Source organism: Streptomyces sp. NPDC002138 (genome assembly GCF_040296485.1).
Lineage (GTDB): Bacteria > Actinomycetota > Actinomycetes > Streptomycetales > Streptomycetaceae > Streptomyces.
The window spans coordinates 13412-40277 of the sequence record NZ_JBEOXE010000068.1 but is presented as its reverse complement, the minus strand read 5'-3'; the positions used below and the strand labels follow the sequence as shown (position 1 = coordinate 40277).

The window sequence follows — 26866 nt, the reverse complement described above, 5'->3', positions numbered from 1 at the left end:
CTTCCGGTCGCCTACGTCGGCGCGATGGGATCGCGGCGCACCCACGAGGACCGCAACGCGCGCCTGCGCGCCGTCGGGGTCACCGAGATGGAACTCGCCCGGCTGCGCTCGCCCATCGGCCTGGACCTCGGCGCCCGCTCGCCCGAGGAGACGGCCCTGTCCATCGCCGCCGAGATCGTGGCCAGCCGGCGCGGCGGCAGCGGCCGCGCCCTCACCGGCGCGCACACCCCGATCCACCACGACGGTTCGGGCGCGGTGGTCGGCAGGATAGGCGTCGTCGCTTGAAGGAGTGACGCGTAGAGCCGGAAGAAGGGCGTGACCCCGTGGGGGTTGCGCCCTTCAGCTGTTCCCTCTATTTTACCCGCCGGTAACAGCGCCCCCTCGCAACGGAGTTGAGCGAATGTCCGGGACCTCATCGGTACGCGTCCTGCCGGTCGTCTGCGCCCTGGCCGCGGCCCTGCTCGCGGCGGGCCCGGCGCCCGCGGCCGGCGCCGCCCCCGCCGCCGCGGCCGACCCCGCCCTGCGCGAGGTGCTGTTCGTCGGGAACAACTGGGAGGGGACCGCCGACGTCCTCGCCTCCACCGGTGACCTCGCCAGGATCGGCCGGGTCAACGTGATCCCGGACAAGGAGGAGCGGCTCCGGGAGATCTACCTGAACCCGGTCAAGCTCGGCTTCTTCCTGGGGATCCGCGCCACCGCCGGGGAGGGCCACGACCAGTTCGTGGACGACATGTACACCACCCCGGACGGTAGCGCCGTCGTGGTCTCCCGCCCCAGCTTCGCCGACGTCGTCTCCGTCGATGTGCGCACGGGCCGGATCAACTGGCGCTTCCCCGTGGCCGGTTACCGGGCCGACCACATGGCGGTCTCCCCGGACGGCACCCGGGTCGCGGTCTCCGCCTCCACCGCCAACACCGTGCACGTCCTGGACATCGCCACGGGCCGCCAGCTCGGCTCCTTCGGCACCGGCGACAAGCCGCACGAGAACACCTTCAGCCACGACGGCCGTTACCTGTGGAACAGCTCCATCGGGGACGTCACCTCGTCGCTCGACGCGCCGTGGCTGGACTGGACGAAGGGCGACCGGAAGATCACGGTCGTCGACACGCAGACGTTCCGCACGGTCCGCGTGATCGACATGCGGGAGCGGCTCGACGCCTTCGGCCGCAAGGACCTCTCCGACGCCATCCGCCCCATGTCGTTCAGCCCCGACGAGTCGAAGCTCTACTTCCAGGTGTCGTTCTTCAACGGCTTCCTGGAGTACGACGTGGCCACCGACAAGATCACCCGGATCAAGACCCTGCCCGTGAACCCGGCCACCAGCGCCGACCGCACGACCTGGGTCAACGACTCCCGCCACCACGGGATGTCCATGAGCCCCGACGGCGCCAAGCTCTGCATCGCGGGCACCATGGACGACTACGCCACCGTCGTGGACCGGGCCACCCTCGCCGAGGGGCCGCTCGTGCCCGCCGACAAGCCGTACTGGGCCACGGTCGACGGTGACGGAACGGCCTGCGTGATCTCCGAGAGCGGCGCCGACCGGGTGACGGCCATCGACTTCGCCACCGGCACCAAGCGGGTCTCCGTCCCGGTCGGTGACCACCCGCAGCGGGTGCGGCTCGGGCACGTCCCGGCGGGCTGGACGGGCCCGGCCGTGCGGTGATCCGTACGCCGGATGCGTGGCCGCATCCGCGGGGGGCCGGTTGCGGTTAGCCCCGGGGCGGATTCGGTCTGGCGTCGGGCTCCGGCCTGCGGTGAGGTGGTTGGGGTGAGTTGGCGGCCTGCGGGATGTCTGCCCTCCGGGGGCGCCTCAATCGCCGGCGGGGCTGAGGGGCGCGGGGCGGGGTTCGTACGGGGCGGTCGGTGTGGGGCGGCCGTAGCGGAGGGCGAGACGGTCTTGTTTCAGCCTGCCCGGCGTTTGAGGGCCCGCCGGAGGCGTGCGAGCCCGCGGTAGGCGTTCGCGGTGTCGGCGGGGTGCGTCCCGTGCGGTGCGGGTGCGAGCCCGCGGTGGGCGTTCGCGGTGTCGGCGGGGTGCGTCCCGTGCGTCGGCGGGGTGCGTCCCGTGCGGTGCGCGGGCGCGCCTCGATCGCCGGCGGGGCTGGGGATGGCCGGCCCCGCCCGGCCGCAACCGGGCCCGGTGGCGGGCTCCACACGGGTTGCGCCGTTCCGCCGCCCGGGTAACGCCGCTTGACCCGGGCGGCGCGGCTGCGCGAGCGTCGTGGCGCATGCGCCACCGACACCTCGCCCACCTCTCCCGGCTCGCCCGTACGGGCCTGCTCGTCGCCGTGATCGCCGCGCTCGCCGGGCCCGCGTCCGCGACCGCCGCGACCCCCGCCCCGCCCTTCCCCTTCGGAACGACCAGGGCCGCTCCCGGTCCCGGGCGGCCGCTCTTCGTCCCCCCGGCCCACCCCGGAGCCGCCCGCCAGGCGCGGGAACTGGCCGCCGCCGGGCACCTGAGGGAGGCCGCCGGGATCACCGCGATGGCCGCCACCCCGCACGCCGTCTGGCTCGGCGACCAGAGCCCCGCCCTGGCGCAGGCGCGGGCGCGGGAGGTCACCGACGACGCCGCCCGCCAGGGGGCGCTGCCCGTGCTGGTGCTCTACAACGTGCCGGGCCGGGACTGCTCCCGGTACTCCGCGGGCGGCGCCGCCGACAGCGCGGCCTACCGGGACTGGATCGACGCGGTCGCCCGCGGCATCGGCAGCCGCCGGGTGACCGTGATCCTGGAGCCCGACTCGCTGGCCCTGCTGCCCGCGGAGTGCGCGCCGTCCGCGCGGGACCAGGCCCGGGCCAGGACCGCCGCCCGCTACGCGGAGATCGGGTACGCCGTCCGCGCCCTGGAAGCCGGGATCGCCACCGACGTGTACCTCGACACGGGGCACGCCGCCTGGCACACCGTGAACGACATCGTGCCCCGGCTGCGGCAGGCGGGCGTGGCGGGCGCCACCGGCTTCGCCGTCAACGTCTCCAACTACCAGTCCGACGAGGCCAACAGCTGGTTCGCCACCCTCGTCTCGGCCTGTCTCGCCCACGTCGAGGCCGGCGGCAGCGCCGCCGACTGCCCCGACCAGTGGCGCCCGCGCGCCGAGACCCGCGCCTGGCTGGCCACGCACCTCGGCGTCGCCGCCCGGGCCCGGATGATTCCTAATGCCGTTTGTCAAGCCTCCATGCCCAAGGGTGGCATGGGTTCGTAGCGCCGTTCATCCCTCAGAAGAGCCCAGAGGACGTTGACGCGACGGCGTGCGAGCGCGAGGACGGCCTGGGTATGACGCTTGCCCTCGGCGCGTTTGCGATCGTAGAACCGGCGTGACTCCTCGTTACGCTGGATGCTGAGTAACGCGGAGGTGTAGAAGACGCGTTGAAGTCTGCGGTTGTATCGCTGGGGCCGACGCAAGTTCCCGCTGATCTTCCCTGAGTCCCGCGGTGCTGGGGCAACTCCGCCGAAGCCGGCAAGCCGGTCGGGAGTACCGAAGACGCTCATGTCGCCGCCGGTGGCGGCCACGAATTCAGCGCCAAGGGTGACGCCCACTCCGGGCATGCTGGTGATCACGTCGAAGTGTCGGTGGTCGCGAAATCGGGCCTCGATGAGCTTGTCGAGCTCGGCGATGCGCTGGTTGAGGTTCAGCACATCCTTCGCCAGTGCGTGCACCAACCGAGCGGTCAGCTCCTCCCCGGGCAGGCTGGTGTGCTGACGTTCGGCGGCCTGGAAGGCGGTCTCGGCAAGCTGGTCAGGGTTGCGGACGCTGCGGTTGCGGAGCCAGGTGGTCATGCGCTTGGCTCCGAGCCGCCGGATGCCGCCGGGGGTTTGGTAGCCGGTCAACAGCATCAAAGGACCGGCGTGAGTGAGGTCCAGAACCCGCTCCAGGCCAGGGAAGATGCCGGTCAGCTGAGCTCGGAGGCGGTTGACGGTGCGAGTGCGGTCGGCGACCAGGTCCATGCGTCGGCCCGTGAGGATTTTGAGATCGGTGGCAGTCGCATCGCCAAGTCGTAAGTGCTGAAGATCCCGCCGGACACGGACCTGGTCGGCGATGACGGCGGCATCTTTGGCATCGGTCTTGCCGTCACCCCGGTAGCCCTCCGACGCGCGGTTGATGGCACGGCCGGAGAGGTAGAGCACCGGCTGGTCGTGGTTGAGGAGAATCGTGATGGCCAGGGCGGCTCCGCCGTCGGCCAGGTCGATGCCCCAGGTCACTTCGTCGCCCAGGGCCAGGACGTCTGAGAGGAGAGCTAGTAGTTCGGGTTCGTCGTTGGCGACACGTCGGGACAGCAGCCGACGGCCGCTCTCGTCGATCGCGACGCAGTGGTGATGAGTCTTTCCTGCGTCGATGCCGGCCCAGATGGTGGCCATGTGGTGCCTCCGTGCGGTGGGTGCTGGTACCTCCCGACGGACGACCTCGCTGTCGATTCCCTACAGTGCGATCATTCGCAATTCCTAATTGGCAGCCGAGGCGTCGTGGGGCGACGGGCGGCCAATCATCCATAGCCATCGAAGGCAAAGCACTACAAGCCACACCCGTCGCCCCTGGGTGGGAGAACCATACGAAGGGCTCGCCCGGTCCCGCAGAACAACGTAGGGAAGCACTACGTCACCGACACCGGCCGCAACGGCCGGGGCGCCTGGACCGCCCCCGCGGGCAAGTACCAGGATCCGCAGGACTGGTGCAATCCGCCGGGCCGGGGCCTCGGCGCCCGCCCCACCACCGACACCGGGGACCCGCTGGAGGACGCCCGGCTCTGGATCAAGACACCGGGCGCATCGGACGGCGCCTGCCTGCGCGGAACGACGGGACCGCTGGACCCCGAGCGCGGGAGGGCCGCTCCCCGGGCGGGGGACTGGTTCCCGGAGCAGGCGCTGGAACTCGTCAGGCAGGCGAATCCAGCCATTATGAGGTGACCAGTCCGCAATGAGCGATTAGTCTCCCGATCATGGCGGACATGGGTGTGGAGCGGAGCGGAGACAAGTCGGTGGAGATTCGTGAGGTGCCCGAGGCCGATATCGACCGGGCCCTGGAACTCGCGTACATGGTCTTCCACGACCGCCCCGAGAAGGAGGTGCGCGAGCACCATCACACGATGCTGCGCGGCTGCGAACGGCTCGCCGCCTACGACGGGGACGCGCTGGTCGGCTTCATGGCCGCCCACGACTTCCGGCTCTCGGTGCCCGGGGCCGATCTGCCCTGCCCCGGGCTCACCTTCGTCTCCGTCGCCCCCACCCACCGGCGCCGCGGTGTCCTCACCGCGCTGATGGGGGAGATGCTGCGGCGCACGGCCGCCGCCGGGCGGCCCCTGGCCGCGCTCTGGGCTTCCGAATCCCTCATCTACGGCCGCTTCGGCTACGGGGCGGCCACCCAGGGCACCACCATCGAGATCGACTCGACCCGCCCGCTCGCCCTGCGCATCACCCCCGACGGGCGCCCGCTGCGCCTGGTCGACCCGGCCGACGCCCCGGACGTGCTCGGCCCCTACCACGAGGCCTCCCGCTCCTTGCGGGCCGGACGCCCGACCCGGGACGCCTACCGCTGGCGCGAGGAGTGGCTGCGGGAGGAGGACGAGGAGGACGAGGAGCTGAGCCCGCCGCGGATCATCGCGCTGGGGGAGCCGGGGCGGCCGCTCGCCGGTTACGTCCTGTACCGCACGAAGCCGGAGGACGACAGCGGTCCCCTCAAGGTCCCCGGGGTGGTCCAGGTCTACGAACTGGAGGCGGACACACCGGCCGTGGCCGCCGCCCTCTGGAGCTGCCTCGCCGCCCTCGACCTGACCGGCAAGGTGGTCGCCTGGGGCCGCCCGGCCGACGATCCGCTGCTGCACTTCGCCGCCGACCGGGACCAGGTGCGGGTGACGGAGCGGTTCCCCGCGCTGTGGCTGCGGCTGATCGACGTACGGGCGGCGCTGACCGCGCGGGCGTGGGCGGCGCCGGTCGATCTGGTGCTGGAGGTGGCCGACGTACGCCTGCCCGCCAACGCGGGCCGGTTCCGGCTGGCGGCCGGCCCGGACGGGGCGACGTACGAGGCCACCGGGGAGGCCGCGGACCTGGTGCTCGACGTCCGCGACCTGGCGGCCTGCTACCTCGGCGGCACCCGGGTCGTGGAGCTGGTCCACGCCGGGCTCGTCGAGGAACGCACCCCGGGCGCGGCCGCGGCCCTCGACGACGCCCTGCGCACCGAGCTGCTGCCGCACACGGCCGACGAGTTCTAGCCAGGGGTGGCGGCGGTCCTGAGTGCGTCGATCACCTTGACCGCCGACATCCCGAAGTCCGGGCTCCACAGGGGGAACACGGCCGTGGATCCGGCGGCCGGGCGCGCACCCGGGCCGTTCGCCGGGCCGTGCAGGTCCTCCTCTCGGTAACGCCGGGCCTTCTGGTGCCAGTTGAGGATGCCCGCCAGCCAGTCCTGCAGCTCGTGGACATAGGCGTCGAGCCCGGCCCGGGCTTCCCGGCCGAGCTTCCAGTCCTCGCACAGGACCGGCAGCTGGGCCGCCACGATGTGCTCGAACTCCTCGGTGCGCCGGGTCAGGAGCGCATGGCAGATGTGCAGCGCCTTGGCGTAGTCGATGTCGAAGAAGTTCCGGGTGACGAGCACGTAGTTGTGCACCTCGCCCTCGACCTCGATCTCCTTCTGGTACGAGAAGATGTCATTGATCAGGCACGCGGCGTCGGCGGCGGCGTTCTCCAGGGACCGGATGGTCCCGGACCGGTAGACCTCGTCGGGGATGCCGCGGCCGGCCTGCCCCAGCCGGCACAGGTACATCGTCAGATTGCTGCCGAAGGTGGCGCGGCGCATCTCGGCGTAGTCGACGGGGTCCGGGATCCTGTTCGCGATCTGGTTCCCCACCTCCCACAGCCAGCTCTCCAGCATGTCCACGAGCGTCGCCCGGAACTCACCGCGGACGGTCTCGTCCATGTCGGCGGCGGTGCGCCGCCACAGATCGGCGAGCCCGCGCTCCATGGGCGTCACCGGCACCAGCGCGTCGGCGGGATCCACCGGGACCATGCCGATCAGCCGGGCGGTGACGGCCTTGGCGGCGGTCAGGTTCTTCGACTGCGCGAAGGCGACGGGGTAGTAGTCGTCCGCGTACGTTCCCCAGCTCAGCCAGCACGCGTTGAGGGCGAGGGCCTCGGGCGTGGCGTCCGGGTCGATTCCGGCCGAGCAGAGGGCGAAGTCGTAGCCCCGGAGCCTGTCTTCGGTCCAGATCGCCGAAGCGGGGTCGCCCGGCTGGGGGTCGAGCAGGCCCATCCTGCGGCACCAGGCCACCGACTCCTCCAGGGCGTGGCGGTGGTGGGGACTCAGTTCGAGGGCGAAGGGCATCCGGATGTCCGGGATCACGGACGGCCCGGTGCGCTCGAACGGGACGTGGGTGAAGCTGCGCCGGCGCAGGTCCATGGCGCGCGGAGCGAACACCGAACGGACGTCGATCGCGGTGGTGCCGAGCCCGGAGGGCAGGAAGGGCAGGGTGAGGGCGGGGGTGGACCGCGCCTCCTTGTTCATGTAGCGGCTGGAGACCATGTGCCATTCGTGGCCGCCGGACTGCCAGTCCTGCAGGCCCTTCGTGTAGGCGAGGACCGCCGCGATCTCCGCCGGGTCCATGGCCTGGTCGGCGAAGAGCTGGGGCAGCTCGGTGAGCGCGGTCTGCTCGAACTGCTGGAGCCGGGAGGTGAGCAGATCGTTGGAGGCCTCGGCCGCCTCCTGGGTGGTGCAGTCCAGGAACGTCTCCAACACCAGAATCGCGTTGGAGAGTTCACCTTCGTCCGCCACCTCGCGCTGGTAGCTGAAGATGTCGTTCCTGATGTGCACGGCGTCCGAGAAGGCATCGCGCAGCACCCCGAGGGGACGCGAGTGCGCGACACGGGCGGGCACCTCGGCCGACACGTACTCGATCAGACCCGCCGACCAGGGGGCGCCGCCCACCTTGCGGCGCATCTCGATGTACTCCAGCGGGTTCGCGATCCGCCCGATGTTGATGTTGGCGAGTTCCCACATCGACTCGTTGAGCAGGTTCTCGGTGCTCAAGGAGAACCGTTCCCGCCAGTCCCTCGACATGTGCGGGACGGTGCGGGCCCAGAGGTCGGCGAGGCCCGCCTCCACCGGGTTCGTGGCGTCCGGGAAGCCGTCGGCCAGGTCCATGGGCATGAAGGCGGCGAGCCGGTCCAGGTACGCCTTGGCGCCGTCCCGGTTCTGGGAGCGCTTGTACATTTCGAGGAAGTGGTCGTCGAAGAAGAAGACCCAGACGTACCAGTCGGTGACCAGCGAGAGGGCCTCGCCGTCGCAGTCCGGGTGGGTGTAGGAGCAGAGCAGGGCGTAGTCGTGCGAGTCGAGGTCGTGCTCCTCCCAGACGCCGGAGCCCTCCAGCATCCCGAGGTCGCGCGCCCACTGCTTGGTGTGGGTGCGGGCCGACTCGAGGTGGGGGTTCAGGCGCGCCGGATACGGCAGATAGAAATCCGGCAGTTGGAACGGCTGCGTCACGGGAGGATCGGCCTTTCGTCGGGGGCGCGGGGGGCGGTTCCGCCCGCGCCCCCGCACGAGATCAGCAGGCCTCTGCCCCGGATGTCAGTGGGACAAGGGGTAATTCACTTCATCAGGTGACGGGTACCGCGTTCGGTGGCGCGGCGGGGCGGGAATGTGATGGAGATCCGCGCCCGGGCTTGGCAGAGTGCTTCCATGATCAGACGATGGCAGTCCGGGGAGTCCGGAAGGTCCGGGGGACCGCGAGGGGAGGGACGCCACATGTCGAAGCCGTTCGGTGGGGGCGCGGGGGCCGCCAGGGCCGCCAGGGCCGTGTGCGCGACCGGTCTCGTCCTGCTCGCGACGGTGGGTCCGGTCGGTCCGGCCGCCGCGTCACCCGTGCCGTCGCCCGCGTCCTCGTCCTCGTCCTCGTCCTCGTCTCCATCCTCACCGGCGGCCGATGCCGGGCCCCGGCTGGGCTTCTCCGGCCCCTTCGCCCAGATCGAAACGGGCGGCCAGATCTGGATCGGGCTCGAAGGCATGCCCGAAGGTTGGAAGGAGGCCGTCGTCTCCTCGCCCGCCCTGGCCGAGCCGGTGCCGTTCGTCCCCGAGCCGGGAGGGCAGCCGGGGACCGGGCGGGCCGCCGATCCGGCGCACACGTACCGGGTCCGTGCCGACATCGCCCCCGGGAGCTACCCCGTCACCGCGAGCAGTGAGGGCCGTACGGTCGCCACCGCCCAGCTCCAGGTCGTCGCGGCGGGCGCCGCGGACATCACCCGGTTCGCCTTCGGCCCGAGGGAGGAGTTCCTGGGCGGCGACGTGTCGAACCCGGTCCGCCCGGGGGCGGAGGCCCTCGTGGTCCTGACCGACTACCGGCCCGCGGACGGCGAGAAGACGGTGGTGGTCACCTCACCCGTCTTCGACGGTCCGGTGACGCTCCGGCAGGACAGCCCGGACGACCCCGGCTGCAAATGCGACGACGGCGGCACCGTCTACGCGGGGCACGCCCGGGTCCGGAGCGGGGTGGCGGCGGGAACGTACACCATGACCGCCGTCAGCCATCGCGGCAAGGAGACCACCACCCGGCGGGTGACCATCGCCGGTGATCCGGTGGCGGACACCAAGCCGTGGCTGATCGGCGGGGTCGCCGCCGCCGCGCTCCTCGGACTGGCGGCGGTGATCCGGACGGTGATCGCCCGGCGCCGCCGCGGGGAACCGGACCGCGCGTAACGGCCCTCTTCGACCCGCCCCCATTCCCCACCTTCCCCCCGCTGGCACTCCGCCCTCGGCGTGTCATGCCCCTGACTTTCTTACCGCTGTGCTGTGCCCTGCCTTTTGAACCGGAAAGTGAACCTTGTACCCCTCATCCAGTCGCATACGCCGTCTGGGCGTCTCGGTGGTCGGCGCCGCGCTGATCATGGCGAGCGGCGGCTTCGTCGCCCAGGCCGCGCCCGTGACCAGCCCCGCTCCGGGACCGGCGTCCCCTCCGGCGGTCTCCGCGTCCGCGCGGACCACACCCACGCCCACGCCCACACCCACGCCCACGCCCAAGTCCACGTCCTCGGTGCCCGCGCCGAAGGAGACCGCGTCCCCTTCGCCGAGCGCGACCATCTCGCCCTCGCCGAGCGGGTCGCCGAGCCCGGCGCCGACGGCGGCCTCCGTGACCTGGACGGACGCGGACGCCGTCAAGTTCTGGACGCGCGAGCGCATGGCCACGGCCGTTGACCCGGCGCGGCCCTCGGTCCCCGTCAGCGCCCGGACCGCACCCGCGCCGCCCAAGGCTCCCAAGCTGCCCAAGCCGGGAGCCTTGTCCGCCGCGGCCTCCATGCCGACCGCGGAGCACATCCTCGGTCCCAAGTCCGTCGGTGTGCTGTTCAGTTACTCCGCCGATCCGGACACCGGTGAGATGCGCGCCCACGGGTGCTCGGCGAGCGTGGTGGACAGCCCGGGCCACAACCTGATCCTGACCGCGGGGCACTGCGCCTTCGGCAGCGCGGTCGTCTTCGTGCCCTGGTACCGGACCGAGTACAGCCTGGACAAGCAGACCTACGGGTTCTACCGGGTCGGGGACTTCTTCCGCGACAACCGTTTCGTGAAGGGCAGCAAGTCCGCGGATTCGGACCTGGACTTCGCCTTCGGGCGCCTGGAACCGTCGTCGGCGGGCAAGAACGCCCAGGACGTGGTGGGTGCCAACACGCTGGCGCGTACGCCGGGTTACATCAACGACGTGACGATGGTCGGTTACCCCTCCAGTCACAACCCCGAGGACCACGCGGTGCGTTGTCCGGTGCGTACGGAGTGGCTGCCGGGCTTCTACCAGATCCAGTCGAAGTGCGCCGGGATGTGGGACGGGGTATCCGGTGGTCCCTGGTTCTCCAGGATCGACTGGACCACGGGTGTCGGTGAGATCATCGGCAACGTCGGCGGCTTCAACGGCGGCGGCCCCGCCGTCGGCAGCAGTGATCCCGCCTACAACGAGAACACCTACAGCCCCATGCACGGCGACTGGTTCTTCCGCCTCTACGAGGAGGCCAAGAAGGGCCAGCACGTCACCCGTACCGGCGGCTACCAGCAGCCCGCGCTGCCCTACTCCATGGGCACCGGCGAGACCTGGTCGCACGCGCGGCTGCTGGCCTCCGGCGAGTACACCGGGGACGGCAAGGGAGACCTCGTCGTGGTGTGGACCGACGGCGAGGTCACGCTCTACACCGGTGACGGCACGGGCGGCTTCGCGGGCGAGCGCAGGCTCGCCGCACCCGGCCCGACCTGGCAGGGCGTCAAGTCCCTGACCGGCGGCGACTTCTCCGGCGGCAGCGGCTACGACCTGCTGGCCGTGTGGACCAGCGGCGAGGTGCGGATCCTGCCGGACATCGGCGCGAACGGGCTGGGCGGCGGCATCAAGCTGGCCGACTCCGGCTCCGTCTGGAGCCACGCCGACCAGATCGCGGCGGGCAACTTCGGTACGGCGAACAACGTGAGCGACCTGCTCGTGCGCTGGAGCGACGGCGAAGTCACCGACTACACGGCGGTCGGCGACCGCGGCTTCGGCACGGAACACCAGCTGCTGGCCGCGAACGACGCCTGGAAGCAAGCCACTTTGGTCACCGCTGGTGACTTCACGGGCGGCGCGAACTGGGACACCCTCGTGCGCTGGTCGGACGGCCGGGTCTCGCAGTTCCAGGAGACGGGCCCCGGCGGGATCGGCAACGAGATCCAGATGGCCGCGCCCGCGAGCATCTGGACCCACGACGTGGTGATGACCGCGGGCAGTTACGACTCCAACGGCTGGCCGGACGACCTCCTCATCCGCTGGTCCGACGGGGAGACCACCATGTACGCGCACACCGGCGCCGCGTTCGGCGCCGAGCGGACCCTGGTCGCCCCGAAGTAGTCCGGGGAGCGGGCGGGATCGGGCGCGGCAGCCTCCTCAGGGGCTGCCGCGCCCTTCGCGTCAGTCGGCCGTGGTGCCTCCCCTGGTGTCGTGGCCCGCTGCATTGTCCGCCGCCGTGCTCTGGCGCGGAACGGTGGCGGCGGGCGGTCCGCCGGCGGCGCCGTCGTGCCCGTACTGCTCGGCCTGCATCCGGAACATCGCCGCGTAGCGCCCGTTGCGGCGCAACAGGGCCTCGTGGCTGCCCTGTTCGACCAGGCGCCCCTCGTGCAGCACGTAGATCACATCGGCGTGCCGCACCCCCGACATCCGGTGCGTGACCAGGACCACCGCCCGCTGCGGCCCGGCCAGGCCCCGGATGCTGTCGAAGGCCGCGATCTCCGCCTCCGGGTCGAGCGCGGAGGTGGGTTCGTCCACGATCAGGACGCGGGCGTCGCGGTAGTGCGTCCGGGCCAGGCCGAACTTCTGCCACTGCCCGCCGGAGAGCTCCGAGGCGCCCCGGAACACCCGGGCCAGCAGGGTCTCGTACCCGCGCGGCAAGGACTCCGCCACCCGGTCGGCCCCCGCGTACCGGGCGGCCGCGACCACCTCGGGCCGCTCCCCGCCCACCACCTCGGGCCGCTCCCCGCCCACGGCCTCGGGGCGGCCGATGGCGATGTTGGTCCGGGCGGTCACCGGCCAGCGCTCGAAGTCCTGCGTGAGCAGCGCCACCCGGTCGAAGACCTGCTCCCGGTCGGCCTCGCGGACCTCCACCCCGTCCCAGGTCAGCGACCCGGTGTCGGGCAGGTGCAGGCCCGCCAGGACCTTGACCAGGGTGCTCTTGCCGGATCCGTTCTCGCCGACGAGCGCCACGACGCTGCCCGCCTCGATGCTCAGGGAGATGTCCGTCAGCGCGGGCTCGGCCCGGTCCGGGTAGCTGAACCCGACCTTCGCGAGGCGCACCGTACCGAGGCGCTCGGGCAGCGGCCGGCCGCCCACCGGGATCGCACGGAGCTCCGCCGCCTCGACGAACCGGTCCAGGTCCCGGACGTACAGCGACTCCTCATGGAGGGTGTTGGTGGTCGCGACGAGCGCGCCGAGCGCGGCGGAGCCGGTGCGTACGGCGAGCACGGCGGTACCGGCGACCGCGAGGTCCATCCGGCCGCCGGCGATGAGCGCGCCCATCGCGGCGTACGTCGCCAGGGCGGCGGCCCCGGACAGGGCGGCGGCCAGCAGTTCGGTGGCGGCCTTGTCCTTCGCCAGGCGGGTGGCCTCGGTCTCGGCGTGCTCGGCCATGTTGCGGTAGTGACCCAGGAGATAGCGGCCGACGCCGTGGACGCGTACCTCCTGGGCGGACGTACGGCTGATCAGCAGCTGGCCGATCAGCCGGGCCGCGCGGACGTGCTCCACCCAGGTGATCATCGACAGGTAGCGCCGCTGCGCCACCCGCATGGCACCCCAGCCGCGCGGGGCGGCGATGAGCGCGAGCAGGGGCAGGAGCGCGGGGTGCAGCACGGTGAGCACTCCGGCGGCGGCGACGAGCGAGATCAGCCCGTTGAGCGTGGCCACGCAGGCGCCGATCATGCGGCGGGCCGAGGGCGGACCCCACTGGGCGCCGTCGAGCAGCCTGCGGAAGTCGCCGTCCTCGATGGCGTCGAGTTCGACGGTGATGGCGGCGCGCAAGTACCGCTCGGTGGCGCCCCGTTCGACCTTCGGCTCCAGCCGTCCCGCGGCCGCGGTGGACCAGGAGGCGAAGACGGCTCCGAGGACGGCGACCAGCGCGCCGACGGCCAGGGCGGGCAGCGCCTCGTGCAGCCGGTCCGCGGGGCTGCCGCCGCCGAACAGGGTCCGCAGCACCTGGTTGACGACCAGCAGGCCGACGGCGGAGGTGAGTCCCTGCCCGGCCTCGGCGACGGCCACGGTCACCAGGGCGGCCCGGTCGGCGGCCCAGGCGTGCCGGAGCGTCCCGCCGACCATGCGCGGCATGGCGCGCAGGGTGGTGAGGAGCCGGCTCTCCAGCCGGGCGTAGTCGTGACCGGCCCACCCGGCGTCGTAGCGCAGGGGCCCGCCGAAGAGCTGGCGCTCGCTCTCGGAGGTGGCGGGCTGCGCGGGCACGACGGGCCGCTTGAGGAGCCTCACGCGCGATCACCCCCGGCTGCCGCTGGACGACCGGCATGATCGAACACCACATGAACACGATGGACACGCGTGGATCGCAAGATCCCTCCCGAGGTGACGCGACTGCGAACCGACGCCGCAACAACGGCGCTGTTCAGCGAGGCGTCACGGCCACCGCGGAGCTAACTCTCGCCCACATGTACGGAGTTGGGGGCAAGCCCCAAGCGGCACGGGCCACCCGCCCCGTGATCCGGCGTTCGAACCACCCGGACGGTGTGCCACCCCCCAACGAGGGATTGCGCCGCAACGGGAGACGCCGGAGGATCGGGGGGACGGCAAAGGCCGCCTCCCCGGGCGGGGAAGCGGCCTCCGTGGCGCCGGTGTGTCCTGCGGTTACAGGACCGGGATCGGCAGGGGCGCCGTGGCCAGCGACGGAATGGTCCAGCGCTGGGGGTTGGAGCCGTTGCAGTCCCAGAGCTGGAGCTGCGTGCCGTCGGTGGTGTTCATGTGGTCGAGGTCCAGGCAGCGGCCGGAGACCGGGTTGTAGACCGAGTTGTTGGCGCGGGGGATGAACTGCTGCGCCGCGTGACCGTGACAGACCATCAATTGGATCAAAGTGCCGTTGGTCGTGCCCGCGTTGGTGGCGTCCAGGCACTTGCCCTGGATCCGCAGGGTGCCGTCGGCGCGGATCTCGAACTTCTGGGCCTGGCCGCCGCCCTGCTCGTTGCAGTTCCAGATCTGGATCTTGTTGCCGTCCGCGGTGCTGCCCGTGTTGTTGTCGACACAGTGCGTACCGGCGTCCGTCAGCGTGATCTTGCTGAGCGCACCCGGTGTCGTCGGGGCGGCCGCGTAGGGGTAGACGGCGAGGTTGCTGACCCCGCCCGTGAAGCCACCGAAGAGGTCCGGCTGGCCGCTGATCTTGTAGCGGCCGAGCACGAGCGGGCCCGAGGGCACGGGGCTGCTGGAGGCCTGGTGGTGTCCGGTGCCGGCCAGCGTCCCGTTGACGTAGAGGCTCATGAGGCCGGTGTCGGCGTTGTAGACCGCGGTCAGCCGGGTCCACGCGCCGAAGACGATCCGGGAGGTCTCATTCTGAGCAGCGTCGGACCAGTCGAAGTTCCAGCCCGCGGTGTCACCCTTGGCGAGGGCGAACCGCCATTCCTTGGTGGCCGGGTCGGCGTACACCATGAAGGAGCTGCTGGTGGTGCCGTCCTGGCTGAGGACGATGGCGCTGGTGCTGGTCACCTTGGCCATGGTGCTGAGGGTGAAGCTCTTGCGGGTGTCGACGACCGGGGCGCCGGTGGTGATCGTCGAACCGGTGCCGTTGAAGGCGGCGTACGGGGTGCTGACGCCGTTCACGGACGCGGTCGGGAAGGTGATCCCGGCCGTGGTGGCCGGGAAGGCGCCGACCGCGCTGGGGGTGGTGGTGCCGCTCTGGCCGGTGAGCTTCCACTGGGCGGTGGGCGTGTTGAGATTCCCGAGCAGGACGATCGTCGGGTCGATGCCGGTCGCGGTCGGGTGCGCGACGGTGGTGCCGTTGGGCGCCGTGCCCGTACCGGTGAAGGAGACGAGCTGCTGGGTGGAATCGACGGCCCACAGGTCGGGGATGCCGTCACCGGTCAGGTCGCCGTCCGAGCCGACGCGCGGGTAGCGGACCGGGTCGACCGTACCGGCGAGCGCACCGGAGGCCGGGTTGGTGAAACCGGTGAGGACCGGTGCGTCCGCGGTGCCGGTGACACTGAAGGCGTGCAGGGATCCGTCCGTCTTCGAACGGGCCCACAGCGTCGGGAAGTCGGTGCCCTGCGCGCGGCCGGGGGTGATGAGCTCGTAGCCGTCCCAGCGGGTGTCATTGGCGGAGAGCAGGACGGACTGGGAGTCGAGCTGGTTTGTGGTGCCCGCCAGGCTGAGCCAGAGACGGCCGTTCTCGACGAACAGCAGTGACGTGCGGCCCAGTGCGCCGCCCTTCGCGGTCTCGCCGAAGACCGAGCCGAAGGCGGCTATCTGGCTGACGCCGGTCCAGTTGGCGCCGTAGCCGTTGGCCGCGCAGCCGATGGCGTTGAAGTCGGCCGTGACGCAGCCGGTCGGCTTGTTCACCTTGACGGGCGCCTGGCCGTCGAGGAGGCCGGTGTTGTCGTTGGTGTAGACGTACAGGTTGGGCTGGCCGGGCTGGTGGGCGAAGAGGTCGTCCACGTTCTTGTAGCCCGCGCTGCCGCGGTGGCTGATCTGGATGCCGTTCCAGCCGGTCCCGCTGGGGGAGGGGCGCGTGCGGGCGTTGGGCGCGCCCGCCGGGTCGGTGCCGCCGTTGAACTGGCGGAGGCTGCCCGCGCTGTCGGGCAGCAGGATGTCGGCCTTCGCGTCGCCGTTCACGTCGCCGAAGACCGGGGCGGGGCTGTTGGGGTTGGAGGGGGTGTAGTAGCTGTAGGCCACGGGCTGGGACAGGTTGCCCGCCACGTCCTGGGTCTGCAGGTACAGGAAGTTGGTGCCCCAGCGGGTGGGGGTGTACTTCACCGTTGCGCTGCCCGCGGTCAACGGCACGACACCCGCATTGGTGTCGGTGCACTTCCAGGAGGTCGACGCCGCTGCGACGGGGTCGGAGGTCCAGCGTGCGCAGGCGAGGCCGGAGGTGCGGCCGCCCGCCACGGGCGCCGGGTCGGTGCCGGTGAGGGTGAAGGTGCCCTCTTCACCGACGCGCTTCGGGTGAGCGCCGATCGTGCCGGAGGCCGGGAAGTCGGTGGAGCTGACGGCGGCGGTGGGCGGCGTGCGGTCGACACGGAAGAAGCACATGTCGGAGATGGTGCTGGTGAGCGTCTCGTCGGTGGTGCTGGACTGCCAGCCGTACTGGTGCCCGTCCGTCAGCTTGCCGATGTCGACCGAGACGTCACCGAAGGAGCCGGTCCAGCCGGACTTGACCCATTCCGTCTTGCCCGCGTTGTCGTCGTCCCAGTACTGGAAGGTGGTCTGGAGCTGGCGCCCGGTCGCGGAGTAGACCGCGGACGTCAGCGTGATGTTGCTGTTGGTCCCGACCCAGCCCGGGTTGTCCCAGGCGTTGGCGGTGTTGGGAGTGCGGCAGTCGGCGTAGGCGCCGGTGTTGGAGAAGCCGGGGGTCGGGCGGGTGCGCGGCCACCAGATGGTGGGGCGCACGTCGTACTCGACGACCACGTGCGGGCTGTTGCCGAAGCGCTGCCGCTGGTACATGTCGTTCTCGTTGTCCGGGGCGAAGCCGAAGGTGAAGTCGCTCCAGCGCTCCGACGCCGCGGCCTTCATCTGGGTGGTGACGTCGTACTGGATGTCACCGGTGCCCGAGATGTTGATGCCGCCGATCTTTGTGCAGCCGCCCATCCGGGAGTTCTTGTCGCAGGGCTGCCGGTTCCAACTGGTGGGGTTGCTGATCGCGCCCGCCCAGTACAGGCCCATGGGCGTCGGCGAATTGGGACTGGAGGACGAGACGACGGTCGCGTTCAGCCGGGCGTCGATGACCTCGGCACCGTGGATGGCGGTGTTGATGCCGACCCGGAAGTAGGCGCGCTCGCGGCCCTTCCTGGTGCAGGTGGAGAAGCCGCAGTAGCCGGCGGCGGGCTTGTCCTGGCCGTCCGCGGTGGCGTTGTACTCGTTGGTGTCGGGGTAGGCCTCCTGGACCTGGGACCAGGCCTGGGTGCCGCTGTCGGCGGTGGGGTTGATGCCGGGGTCGATGTACCAGGGGCCGGTGCCCTGGCCGAGGACGGACGTGTCGGGGGCGAGTTCGATGCCCTGGGCGTCGACGCGCGTCCCGATCGGCTTCACGGTGGCGCCCGCGCCGGGGGCGTCCGCGCTGGAGGCGGCGGGGCGCTCGGGAGCGGGGACGGGGCCCTGGGAGAGCGGAACGGCCGTGGTCCGGGCGGCCTGGGAGAAGGCGGGGGCGGCGGTGGCCGAGTCCCACATCAGGGAGGTGGGGCTGGAGAAGCGGAGCTTTCCCTTGCCGTCCTTGACGTCGAGGTTGCCCGCGGTGTCGGCGCTCACGTTCAGGCCGGGGGCGTCGACGTCCAGGCGGATCTTCCTGAGCGCCGGGTTCGCCGCTGCCCGAGCGGTGCGGACGACCAGGACCTGGCTCCAGCCACCGAGCTGGTTGGCGGTCAGGCGCAGGTCCACGTCCGGCAGGACGTCGCGGTAGAGCGCGTCGTCGCCGTTGAGCGTGGGCTTGGGCAGGGGGAAGGGCGCCTTGACGGCCAGCTTCTTGCCGTCAGCGGTGGTCATGGTGGCCATCGGTCCGCTGCCGCCGCCGGACAGGCTCAGCGGGGACAGCGCGAAGGCGGGGGAGAGCGTGCCGTCGGAGTTGGCGCGCAGCGTCGCGTCAAGGGGGTGCCAGTCGCCGTCCGCGTCCTCGACCCGCGCGGGAGCGGGGGAGGTGTCGGTGGTGAAGGTGCCGCTCGGGTTGGCGAAGGTCTGCGAACTGCTGGTGGTCAGCGCCTCGACGAGCACGCGCTTGCCGCTGCTCCTGGCCTGTGTACGGGCCGAGTCGAGGGCCTTCTGCTCCGCGGTGGGAGAGGCGGCGGCGTCGGGCTTCGGCGCGGGGGCGGTCTCCGCCGCGAAGGCGGGCGGCCCGACGAGCAGCCCCGCTCCGAGGGAGAGCGCGGCGGCGCCGCCGACGACGGGAAGCATCAGCGCACTGGAGGTCTTCCGCCGATCGCGGAGGCCCCCCGGCCTGAGAAGGATGGAACGAAGTGATGGCCTCATCGGCGGAGGTCCTCGCTGTGATCGGTGATGAAGATGTGAAGTCAGGCGCACGGTTCCTCCTCAGTCGGACCTCTGTCAACACTTCGTCAAGTGTGTATGTCCCGTTAGGGGCGACACGGGTCGGCTTGTACCACAGGTGATACTTGTCATGTAAGGAAATTTTAAGAATTTCTTCGGCGTGTCGAATGAGCGTTCCATAGTGTGCGCTTGATTTGGACCCTCATGGTCCGGATCTCGTCATGCTTCCTGAATCCTGTGGGGGGATATCAGTTGTCTCTTTGGAGTGGGTTCGTCATGCCTTCACGGCGTGTACGAGCACGTGTCGCGGCCGTCGCCGCGCTCGCGGTCTTCACCTCCGGCCTCGGGCTTCCCGCGGTCGAGGCGGCTGACAAGCCGCCCAAGGTGTGGGTACCGCCGAAGACATCCCTGCCGAACACCAAGCCCGTCAAGGGCACCGATGCCAAGCCGGCGGCCAAGCCGGCGCCGAGCGGCCGGAAGTGGACCCCGCCCGCCGGGGCGCTCGCGCCCGCGGGTGCGGCGACCGTGGCTCTCGGTTCTGCCGCGGCTCCGCGGCCCATCACCGGCTCCACTTCGGTCCAGGCCGGTTCGCTGCCGGTGTGGGTCGCGCCCGGAGCGGACTCGAAGCGTCCGGCCGCGAAGCTGTCCGAGCTGGCCCTCGGGGCGGGTGCAGCCACGGCTGTTGACCCGGCGCTGCAGGTCGAGGTGAAGGACGGCGACAAGGCCCGTGCCGCCGGTGTCAACGGCGCGCTGGTCGCTCTGACGGATGCCGCGGGTGCGGCTCCCTCGGGCAGGGTCCGGGTCGGTTTCGACGTCGCGGCGTGGGCGAAGTCCGCGGGCGCGAACTGGGCCGACCGGGCCCGGCTGGTGCAGCTGCCGGCATGTGCCCTGGTCACCCCGGGCGCTGCGGGCTGTACGGCCCGTACGCCGGTCGCGTCCCAGCGGGACGCCTCCGGGCGGCTGGTCGCGGACGTCGACGTACCGAAGAACCCGGGAACGACGGCGCTGAAGGCGCAGTCGGCCCCGGCGGCCCCGCAGTCCGCTGCGGCATCGGGCGCGAGGTCCGCTCCGGCGGCCGCTCCGCAGATGCTGGCGACGCAGGGCGTGGCGCTGGCCGTCGAACCCGGCCCCTCGGGCGCGAGCGGTGACTTCACCGCGACGCCGCTGCTGCCCTCGGCTTCCTGGCAGGCGGGCGCGAACGCCGCGAACTTCACCTACGGCTACACCGTCGAGGTGCCCTCCTCCATCGCGGGCGGCGCACCGAGCATCGGTCTCGGGTACGACTCGTCCTCCATCGACGGCCGTACCGCCTCGACGAACGCGCAGGCGGGCCCGATCGGTGAGGGCTGGGACTGGAGCCCGGGCTCGATCTCTCGTACGTACAAGTCGTGCAAGGACGCGGGGATCGCCGAGTCGGGCGACGAGTGCTGGGCCGGAGACATCCTCTCGCTGAGTCTGGCGGGTCACGCCGGCCAGATCGTGCGCGACGACACCACCTGCGTCTACCGCCTCCAGGGCGAGGACGGCACGAAGATCGAGCGCCTGACCGGTCAGCGCAACAGCGCGTGGAAGGGCGAGGGCTTCAAGGTCACCACGACCGACGGCACCCAGTACTACTTCGGCTCCAACCGCCTGCCGGGCGGCGACGGCACGGACCCCGAGGCCAAGTCGGTCTCCACGGTCCCCGTCTACTTCAACAGCGGCCAGGACAAGTGCCTCGGCGCCGACACACCGGCCAACGGCACGTGGCAGCAGCTGGGCTGGGAATGGAACCTCGACTACGTCGTGGACCCGCACCAGAACCTGGTCTCCTACCGCTACGAGCAGGAGAACAACTACTACGGGCGCGGCGGCGGCCAGAACAACGGCAACGGCACGCTGACCGCCTACCAGCGCGGCAGCTACCCGACCTGGATCGGCTACGGCCAGCGCCTGCCCGAGCAGATCGCTGCCAAGGGGGCGGCCAAGCCGGCCGCCGAAGTCTCCCTCGCCACCTCGGAGCGCTGTGTCGCGGCCGGGGCCATCACCTGTGACCCCGCGCAGCGCACGAAGGCGAACGCCAAGTCCTGGCCCGACACTCCCGTCGACCAGGAGTGCGCGGCGACCGGCCAGTGCCTGAACCTCTCCCCGACCTTCTTCTCGACGAAGAAGTTCACCAAGATCACCACCCAGGTGTGGACCGGCACCGCCCCGCGCGTCGTCGACACCTACACCCTCAACCAGTCCTTCCAGGACCCGGGCGACGGCACCTCCCCGACCCTGTGGCTCGACTCCATCCAGCGCACCGGCTCCAACGGCAAGACCCCGATCACCCTCCCGGCGGTCACCTTCCAGCCGCTGCAGATCGCCAACCGCGTCGACGGCGTCGTCAAGCGCCCGGACGGAACCGAAGCCTCCGCGCCCCGCTACAACCGGCCCCGCATCCAGGCGATCACCACCGAGACCGGTGGCCGCATCAACGTGGTCTACAAGGCCCCGGAGTGCTCGCGCCTGAAGAACACGATGCCGTCCTCCGAGGACGGCAACACGATGGCCTGCATGCCGGTCAAGTGGTACCTGCCCGGTCAGTCCTTCGCGGACCCGGTCAACGACTGGTTCAACAAGATCGTCGTCCAGTCCGTCACCCAGCAGGACCTGGTCGCCGGCCAGGTGCCCACGGTGGTGGAGTACGAGTACGGCGGCGGCATCGCCTGGCACCGCAACGACTCCGAGTTCACCGACGCGAAGACCCGCACCTGGGACCAGTTCCGCGGCTTCGCCACGGTCACCACGCGCTCGGGCAGCGGCAACGCGACCGAGGCTCCGCGCACCAAGAGCGTGGTCACCTACCTGCGGGGCATGGACGGTGACACGCTCGCCAACGGCACCAAGCGCACCGTGTCCGTGGGCGACGCCCAGGGCGGCTCCATCAAGGACGAGGACGTACTGTCCGGCTTCGTCCGGCAGAGCGAGACCTACGACGCCGATGGCGGCACGGTCGTCTCGGACGAGGTCACCACGCCGTGGCTCGGTCCGGTCACCGCGACCCGCGCCCAGTCCGGCGGCATGCCGCCGATCACGGCGCGGGCGAGGAACACGGCGAAGGTCACCATCCGGGCCAAGCTCGCGAACGGAAGCTGGGGTACGTCGGAACGCACGTCGACGTATGACGGCACGGTGGCGACGCGTCCGCTCCAGGTCGACGACAACAAGGACCTGTCGCGCACCGACCAGCGACTGTGCACCACCTTCGAGTACCCGACGGGTCCCGGCGGCGCGGTGGCGGAGGTCCCGTCCCGCACGCTCGTCCTTTCGGGTAGCTGTGGTCAGACGCCGACCGCCGCGAACACCGTGGGCGACACCCGGTCGTACTTCGACGGTCTGCCGCTCGGCCAGGTGGGTGCCACCGCCGACGGCACGGGCACCGAGGTCCTGGAGAAGTACGACAGCGCCGGAAAGCCGGTCTACCGCCTCAATTCCACCTCGACGTACGACGCGTACGGCCGCGTCACCAGCAACACCAACAAGGTGCGCAAGGACGCCGCCCACCCCGGTGGAGCGGTGACCAAAACGGACTACAAGCCCGCCACCGGCGTGGTGCCCACCGAGGTCACCCACACCAACCCGTTGGGCTGGAAGTCGGTCACGACCCTCGACATCGGCCGCTCGCTGCCGCTGAAGACGACTGACGAGAACACGCATGTCGCCGAGCGCGATTACGACGCCCTCGGCCGCGTCGTGTCCATCTGGCAACCCGGTCAGGAGCGTGCGAACAGCGCGCTGCCGGTCCGCACGTTCTCGTACGCGATGAACGGGACCAACGCCCCGTCCACTGTTCTGAGCCAGGCGCTCATGAACGACGACTCGTACACCTCCAGCTACACGATCTACGACGGTCTCGGCCGTATTCGCCAGACCCAGGCCAACCCGGCGTCGGGCGTGACGGGGCGGATGCTGACGGACGCGCTGTTCGACTCGCACGGCTGGCAGGTCAAGACGAGCGCGGCGTACTACACGGACCAGGGCTCCCCGTCCGGGGCGCTCTTCCTGCCCAACGGCGGCGTCAACCCGGACAGCAAGATCCCGTCGCAGACCGTTTCGGTCTTCGACGGTCTCGGCCGGACGACGGCATCCGTCTTCCAGTCCTACGGCGTCGAGCAGTCCAGGTCCAGGACCGAGTACCCGGGCGCCGACGAGGTCCGCTCCATTCCGCCGAGTGGTGGTTTCGCCACCGCGACGATCACCGACGGCAAGGGCCAGAAGGTCGCCCTGCGCCAATACAAGTCGAACACGCCCACCGGCGCGTACGACGAAACCACGTACGGGTACAGCGGCCAGGGGCAGGAGCTGTGGCGCAAGGACTCCGCCGGCAACGAGTGGAGCTTCGCCTACGACCTCCTCGGCCGCCAGGTGAAGGCCGCCGACCCGGACGCGGGCACCGGTAGCACGGTCTACGACGACAGCAAGAACCTCGTCACCTCCACCGACGCCCGTGGCAAGAGCGTCACGACGGTCAGCGATCTCCTCGGCCGCGCCGTCGCGACGTACGAGGGCACGGCGGCCGACCCGGCGAAGCAGGTGGGCGCCTTCGCCTACGACACCCTCGCCCTGGGCAAGCCCACCAGTACCACCCGGTACGTGGGTGGCGCAACGGGTAGCGCGTACGTATCGGAGGTCACCGGCTACGACGGCGGCTACCGCCCGGTCGGCAACAAGACGACGATCCCGGCGGCGGAGAAGGAACTGGCCGGCGTCTACGAAACGAAGAACACATACAGCCCTTACGGTCAGTTGCAGAACATGCAGCTGCCGGCCGTCTCCAAGGCGGGCCTGAACACCGAAACCCTGACCTTCGGTACCGACGTCGCGGGCAACACGACCTCGCTGGGCGGGAAGATCGGTCTGGTACAGACGCCGTACGTCGTGGACGTGCGCTACGACCCGAGCGGCCGCGCGATCCGGACCACGGTCGGGGCGACGGGCAAGCAGGTCGTGTCCACCGTCGACTACGACGGGGCCACTGGGCTCCAGGTGCGTTCCACGCTGGACAAGCAGACGGCGGCGACGGCGAGCGTCGACGTCATGGACTACACCTACAACCAGGTCGGCCGACTGACCTCGATCGGGGACACGCAGGACGGCGCGGCGCGCGACCTGCAGTGCTTCACACACGACTACCTCGGCCGCCTCACCCAGGCGTGGACCGACACAGGTGCCCAGACCACTGCGCCGCAGCCCAGCGTCCGTGGCATCGGCGGGTGCGCCAACAGCGGCGGACCAGCCGTCGACGGCACGGGCAAGCCGAGTGTGGGCGGTCCGGCTCCGTACTGGCAGCAGTACGAGTACGACAGGCTCGGAAATCGCACCAAGCTGGTGAAGAAGGACGTCACCGGAGCCACGGCCAAGGACACGACGGTCACCCAGACCTTCGGCACCGGCCCCAACACCCCGTCCACCGACCCCAAGACGGGCGGCGGCACGGGCGGCCCGCACGCGCTCATGACCTCCACCGAGACCAGCCAGGCCGGTACCAAGGTCACCTCCTACACCTACGACGCGACTGGAAACACCGCAGGTATCACCAGTACCTCCGGCACCAAAGCCCTCACCTGGGACGGTCAGGGCAAGCTCGACAAGATCGTCGGGACCGGTGAAAGCGCGGGCACCGGCTACCTCTACGACACCGCCGGCAACCAGCTCATCCGCCGCGACCCCAACAGCACCACCCTGCTCCTCGGCAGCGACCAGATCACCCTGGACACCGCCAGCAAGAAGGTCACCAATGTCCGCACGTACGGGGCACCAGGCGGTCTGTCCGTCACCCGCACCACCACCGGCGGCACCTCGACGCTGACCTATCAGTGCGCGGACCACCACGGCACGGGCGGAGTCCAGTTCAACGCGGCCGACCTCGCGCACGTGCGCCGGCCCGCGGACCCGTTCGGCAACGCGCGCGGCACCCAGCCGGGCGCGGGCGCCTGGGCGGGTGACAAGGGCTTCGTTGGCGGCACCAAGGAGAAGGCCACCGGCTTCACCCTCCTCGGAGCCCGCGAATACGATCCCGTGACGGGGCGTTTCATCAGCCCGGACCCGATCATCGACGCGAGCGATCCCCAGCAGTGGAACGCGTACGCCTACTCCAACAACAGCCCGGTCAATGCGTCGGACCCCAGCGGTCTGAGGTCGTTCACCTGTGGTGGCGACGGCAACCCGTGCAGTGAGCAGGTCAATTACACCGAGAGCCACGTGAGTCCCGTCTATTGGGAGGACGAGACCGAGGAGCCCGCACGCCAGCTGGCCACCGCCAACGCAAACGTCGCCAAGGCCAAGAAGAAGCGAGACCAGCTCATCGAGGAAGTCATCGACATCGTCGGTGACCTGATCGGCTTCAACGACGCCCGGGACTGTTTCACCAAGGGCGACGTCATGGCCTGCATCAACACGGCCTTGAACTTCGTCCCCTGGGGCAAGCTCTTCAAGGCCGTGAAGATCGGCATCAAGGCCTTCAAGATCTACAAGGAAGTGAACAAGGCCTACGACGCCATCCACTCGGCGGAAAAGGGAGCCGCCCGCGCTGCGGAGGCCTTCAGTACGGCCAAGAAGGCGGTCAAGGAGGCCCGTCAGGCCGAGTCCAAGGCTGTCAAATCAGGTGCGGAAAAGGCCGAGAAGGAGTCCGTCAGCGATAGCGCGGGCACGGAGAGCAAGGCTGGCAAGGAGCGGGCCGACGCAGAGTCGTCCGCTGGCGCCGAAGAGCCCCGTACTGGCGGTGGAGAGTCCCGAGGCAGTGCCGGTTCGGATCCCGAGCCCGGCGTGACCTGCAACAGTTTCCCCGCAGGTGTCCAGGTCCTGATGGCCGACGGCAGCGCAAAGGCCATCGAGGAGGTCAAGGACGGCGACGTGGTCATGGCCACCGACCCGCAGACCGGGGAGACCCGGCCCGAGACCGTCTCGGCCACCATCACCACGCCGGACGACAAGGACTTCACGGACCTCACCCTCACTGATGAGGCGAGCCCCCGCGGCCCGCCCGCGACGATCACCTCCACCTACCACCACCCCTACTGGAGCGAGACGCGCCACCAGTGGGTCGATGCCGGTGAACTCACCGCGGGTGAACAGCTCCGACAGCCCGGCGGCTCCTTCCTGACCGTCCAGGCCACCCGCAATTACCCCTACGCCGTCACCACGCACAACCTCACGGTGGAGAACCTCCACACGTACTATGTGCGAGCAGGTGGTTCCGACGTACTGGTGCACAACTGCCCGACCGACCCGCACGAATTCCCGCTCGACGAGAACGGGATGCCGGTCGGAGGGCACACCTCGGGTACGGAGAAGGCGCCCATGTCGGGCGCGACCCCGCATTCTGTGTACACCCGGACGGGGAAGGACGGTACTCCCGTCCAGAACACTATTTACAATGAGAACGGTGACGCCGTCGGGCACTTCGATTTCAAGCATCACAACACGGGCGGGCCTCATGGTCATGTGTTCGAGGAGCCACGAAAGCCATCTGGACATGGTCCCGATGCTCCCCACATCCCGGCCGCCGATCTCCCACCGGGTTGGAACCTCGCTCCCTAAACCGATTTCTGAAAGGTTCACAGATGGCCGCTGTGAGGCTCACCGTCGAGGGCTCCAGGGAGTTCTTCGACCGGTTCTCCGGATTCGAGGATGGTGTGATCACGGGCATCCGATTGCACCTGCCGAGGCCGGGCTCCGGCAAGGACCACGTGGCGACGTTCGACATCCAGGCCATGGATGGGACGCGCGACCACGCGTGGGTGCTCGTCCAGATCGCGGTGGGTGGCCTGTACGAGTACCAGTTCCCCTGTAGCAAGCAGTACTCGTACTTCGTCCTGTCGGACGGCTTGAACCTCGACCTCACCTCCGATCGGGTCGTTCTAGATCTTGATCCGGGCCCGGACGAGTGGGAACCGGATCAGGTGGGTCGGCCAGGGGAGTACTCCAAGCAGTATGCGATCGGAACCTGGTGTGAGTACGAAGTGCTCGATGGTCCGTTCATCTGAACAGTGAGCTGAACCCGGACACGCAGCGGGCCCGTCGGCCAGGGGACGACCCTGATCCGGCGGGCCCGTTATGCGTCACCCCGCCGGGCTCGGGTCAGGGCCGACAGGAAGGCCGCGCGGTCGCCGTGTTCGCGCGCGCTGCAGGGCCGCGATGTACCGCGCGTACTCCGGGTCCTGGGACATGACCGCGAAAAGGCCGTCCTCCT

At 70.5% G+C, this 26866-nt stretch carries 14 protein-coding genes; 9 read left to right on the top strand and 5 right to left on the bottom strand.

Translation table 11 applies throughout. The annotated features are described in order from the left end of the window. The 3 genes from ABT084_RS31365 to ABT084_RS31355 all read left to right on the top strand — a co-directional run. The coding region (locus tag ABT084_RS31365; RefSeq protein WP_351051138.1) for an XdhC family protein at window positions 1-285 on the top strand (285 nt) is incomplete at its 5' end. Window positions 286-400: 115 nt separating this feature from the next. Next, window positions 401-1666, top strand: a complete 1266-nt coding sequence (locus tag ABT084_RS31360; RefSeq protein ID WP_351051136.1) for a YncE family protein — start codon at window positions 401-403, stop codon at window positions 1664-1666. A gap of 562 nt (window positions 1667-2228) precedes the next feature. After that, on the top strand, window positions 2229-3197 hold the full coding sequence (locus ABT084_RS31355) for a glycoside hydrolase family 6 protein (protein ID WP_351051134.1): 969 nt from the start codon (window positions 2229-2231) through the stop codon (window positions 3195-3197). On the opposite strand, the gene ABT084_RS31350 is transcribed toward ABT084_RS31355, so the two are convergent. Then, window positions 3161-4351, bottom strand: a complete 1191-nt coding sequence (locus ABT084_RS31350; RefSeq protein WP_351051131.1) for an IS110 family RNA-guided transposase — start codon at window positions 4349-4351, stop codon at window positions 3161-3163. The two genes, ABT084_RS31355 and ABT084_RS31350, sit on opposite strands and share 37 nt — an antisense overlap. 174 nt (window positions 4352-4525) lie before the next feature. Here ABT084_RS31350 and ABT084_RS31345 point away from each other — a divergent pair, with 174 nt between their 5' ends. Further along, on the top strand, window positions 4526-4897 hold the full coding sequence (locus ABT084_RS31345; protein ID WP_502969236.1) for a glycoside hydrolase family 6 protein: 372 nt from the start codon (window positions 4526-4528) through the stop codon (window positions 4895-4897). A 32-nt stretch (window positions 4898-4929) separates the two neighbouring features. Next, the gene (locus ABT084_RS31340) at window positions 4930-6198 is read left to right on the top strand and encodes a GNAT family N-acetyltransferase (protein ID WP_351051129.1); all 1269 of its coding nucleotides are present in this window, start codon (window positions 4930-4932) and stop codon (window positions 6196-6198) included. On the opposite strand, the gene ABT084_RS31335 is transcribed toward ABT084_RS31340, so the two are convergent. Further along, the gene (locus ABT084_RS31335) at window positions 6195-8462 is read right to left on the bottom strand and encodes a terpene synthase family protein (RefSeq protein ID WP_351051127.1); all 2268 of its coding nucleotides are present in this window, start codon (window positions 8460-8462) and stop codon (window positions 6195-6197) included. The two genes, ABT084_RS31340 and ABT084_RS31335, sit on opposite strands and share 4 nt — an antisense overlap. Before the next feature lie 261 nt (window positions 8463-8723). Between ABT084_RS31335 and ABT084_RS31330 the strand changes: the two genes are divergently transcribed. Then, on the top strand, window positions 8724-9671 hold the full coding sequence (locus ABT084_RS31330; protein WP_351051124.1) for a hypothetical protein: 948 nt from the start codon (window positions 8724-8726) through the stop codon (window positions 9669-9671). A 63-nt stretch (window positions 9672-9734) separates the two neighbouring features. Here the strand turns inward: ABT084_RS31330 and ABT084_RS31325 are convergent, their stop codons facing one another. Beyond that, complete coding sequence (locus ABT084_RS31325) at window positions 9735-10130, bottom strand: hypothetical protein (RefSeq protein WP_351051122.1); 396 nt, start codon at window positions 10128-10130, stop codon at window positions 9735-9737. Here ABT084_RS31325 and ABT084_RS31320 point away from each other — a divergent pair. Further along, a complete protein-coding gene (locus tag ABT084_RS31320; RefSeq protein WP_351051119.1) occupies window positions 10102-11832 on the top strand; it encodes a trypsin-like serine peptidase in 1731 nt (576 codons plus the stop codon). The genes ABT084_RS31325 and ABT084_RS31320 overlap by 29 nt on opposite strands. Window positions 11833-11892: 60 nt before the next feature. Here ABT084_RS31320 and ABT084_RS31315 read toward each other — a convergent pair whose 3' ends face one another. Together ABT084_RS31315 and ABT084_RS31310 are read right to left on the bottom strand one after the other, a co-directional pair. Further along, a complete protein-coding gene (locus ABT084_RS31315; protein ID WP_351051117.1) occupies window positions 11893-13947 on the bottom strand; it encodes an ABC transporter ATP-binding protein in 2055 nt (684 codons plus the stop codon). Window positions 13948-14319: 372 nt separating this feature from the next. Next, on the bottom strand, window positions 14320-18558 hold the full coding sequence (locus tag ABT084_RS31310; protein ID WP_351051114.1) for a ricin-type beta-trefoil lectin domain protein: 4239 nt from the start codon (window positions 18556-18558) through the stop codon (window positions 14320-14322). Window positions 18559-18927: 369 nt separating this feature from the next. On the opposite strand from ABT084_RS31310, the gene ABT084_RS31305 reads away from it, so the two are divergent. Together ABT084_RS31305 and ABT084_RS31300 are read left to right on the top strand one after the other, a co-directional pair. Further along, window positions 18928-26214, top strand: coding sequence for a polymorphic toxin-type HINT domain-containing protein (locus ABT084_RS31305; RefSeq protein WP_351051111.1), 7287 nt, complete (start codon window positions 18928-18930; stop codon window positions 26212-26214). Between the two features lie 23 nt (window positions 26215-26237). Next, on the top strand, window positions 26238-26660 hold the full coding sequence (locus tag ABT084_RS31300; RefSeq protein WP_351051109.1) for a hypothetical protein: 423 nt from the start codon (window positions 26238-26240) through the stop codon (window positions 26658-26660). Window positions 26661-26866 lie beyond the last annotated feature (206 nt).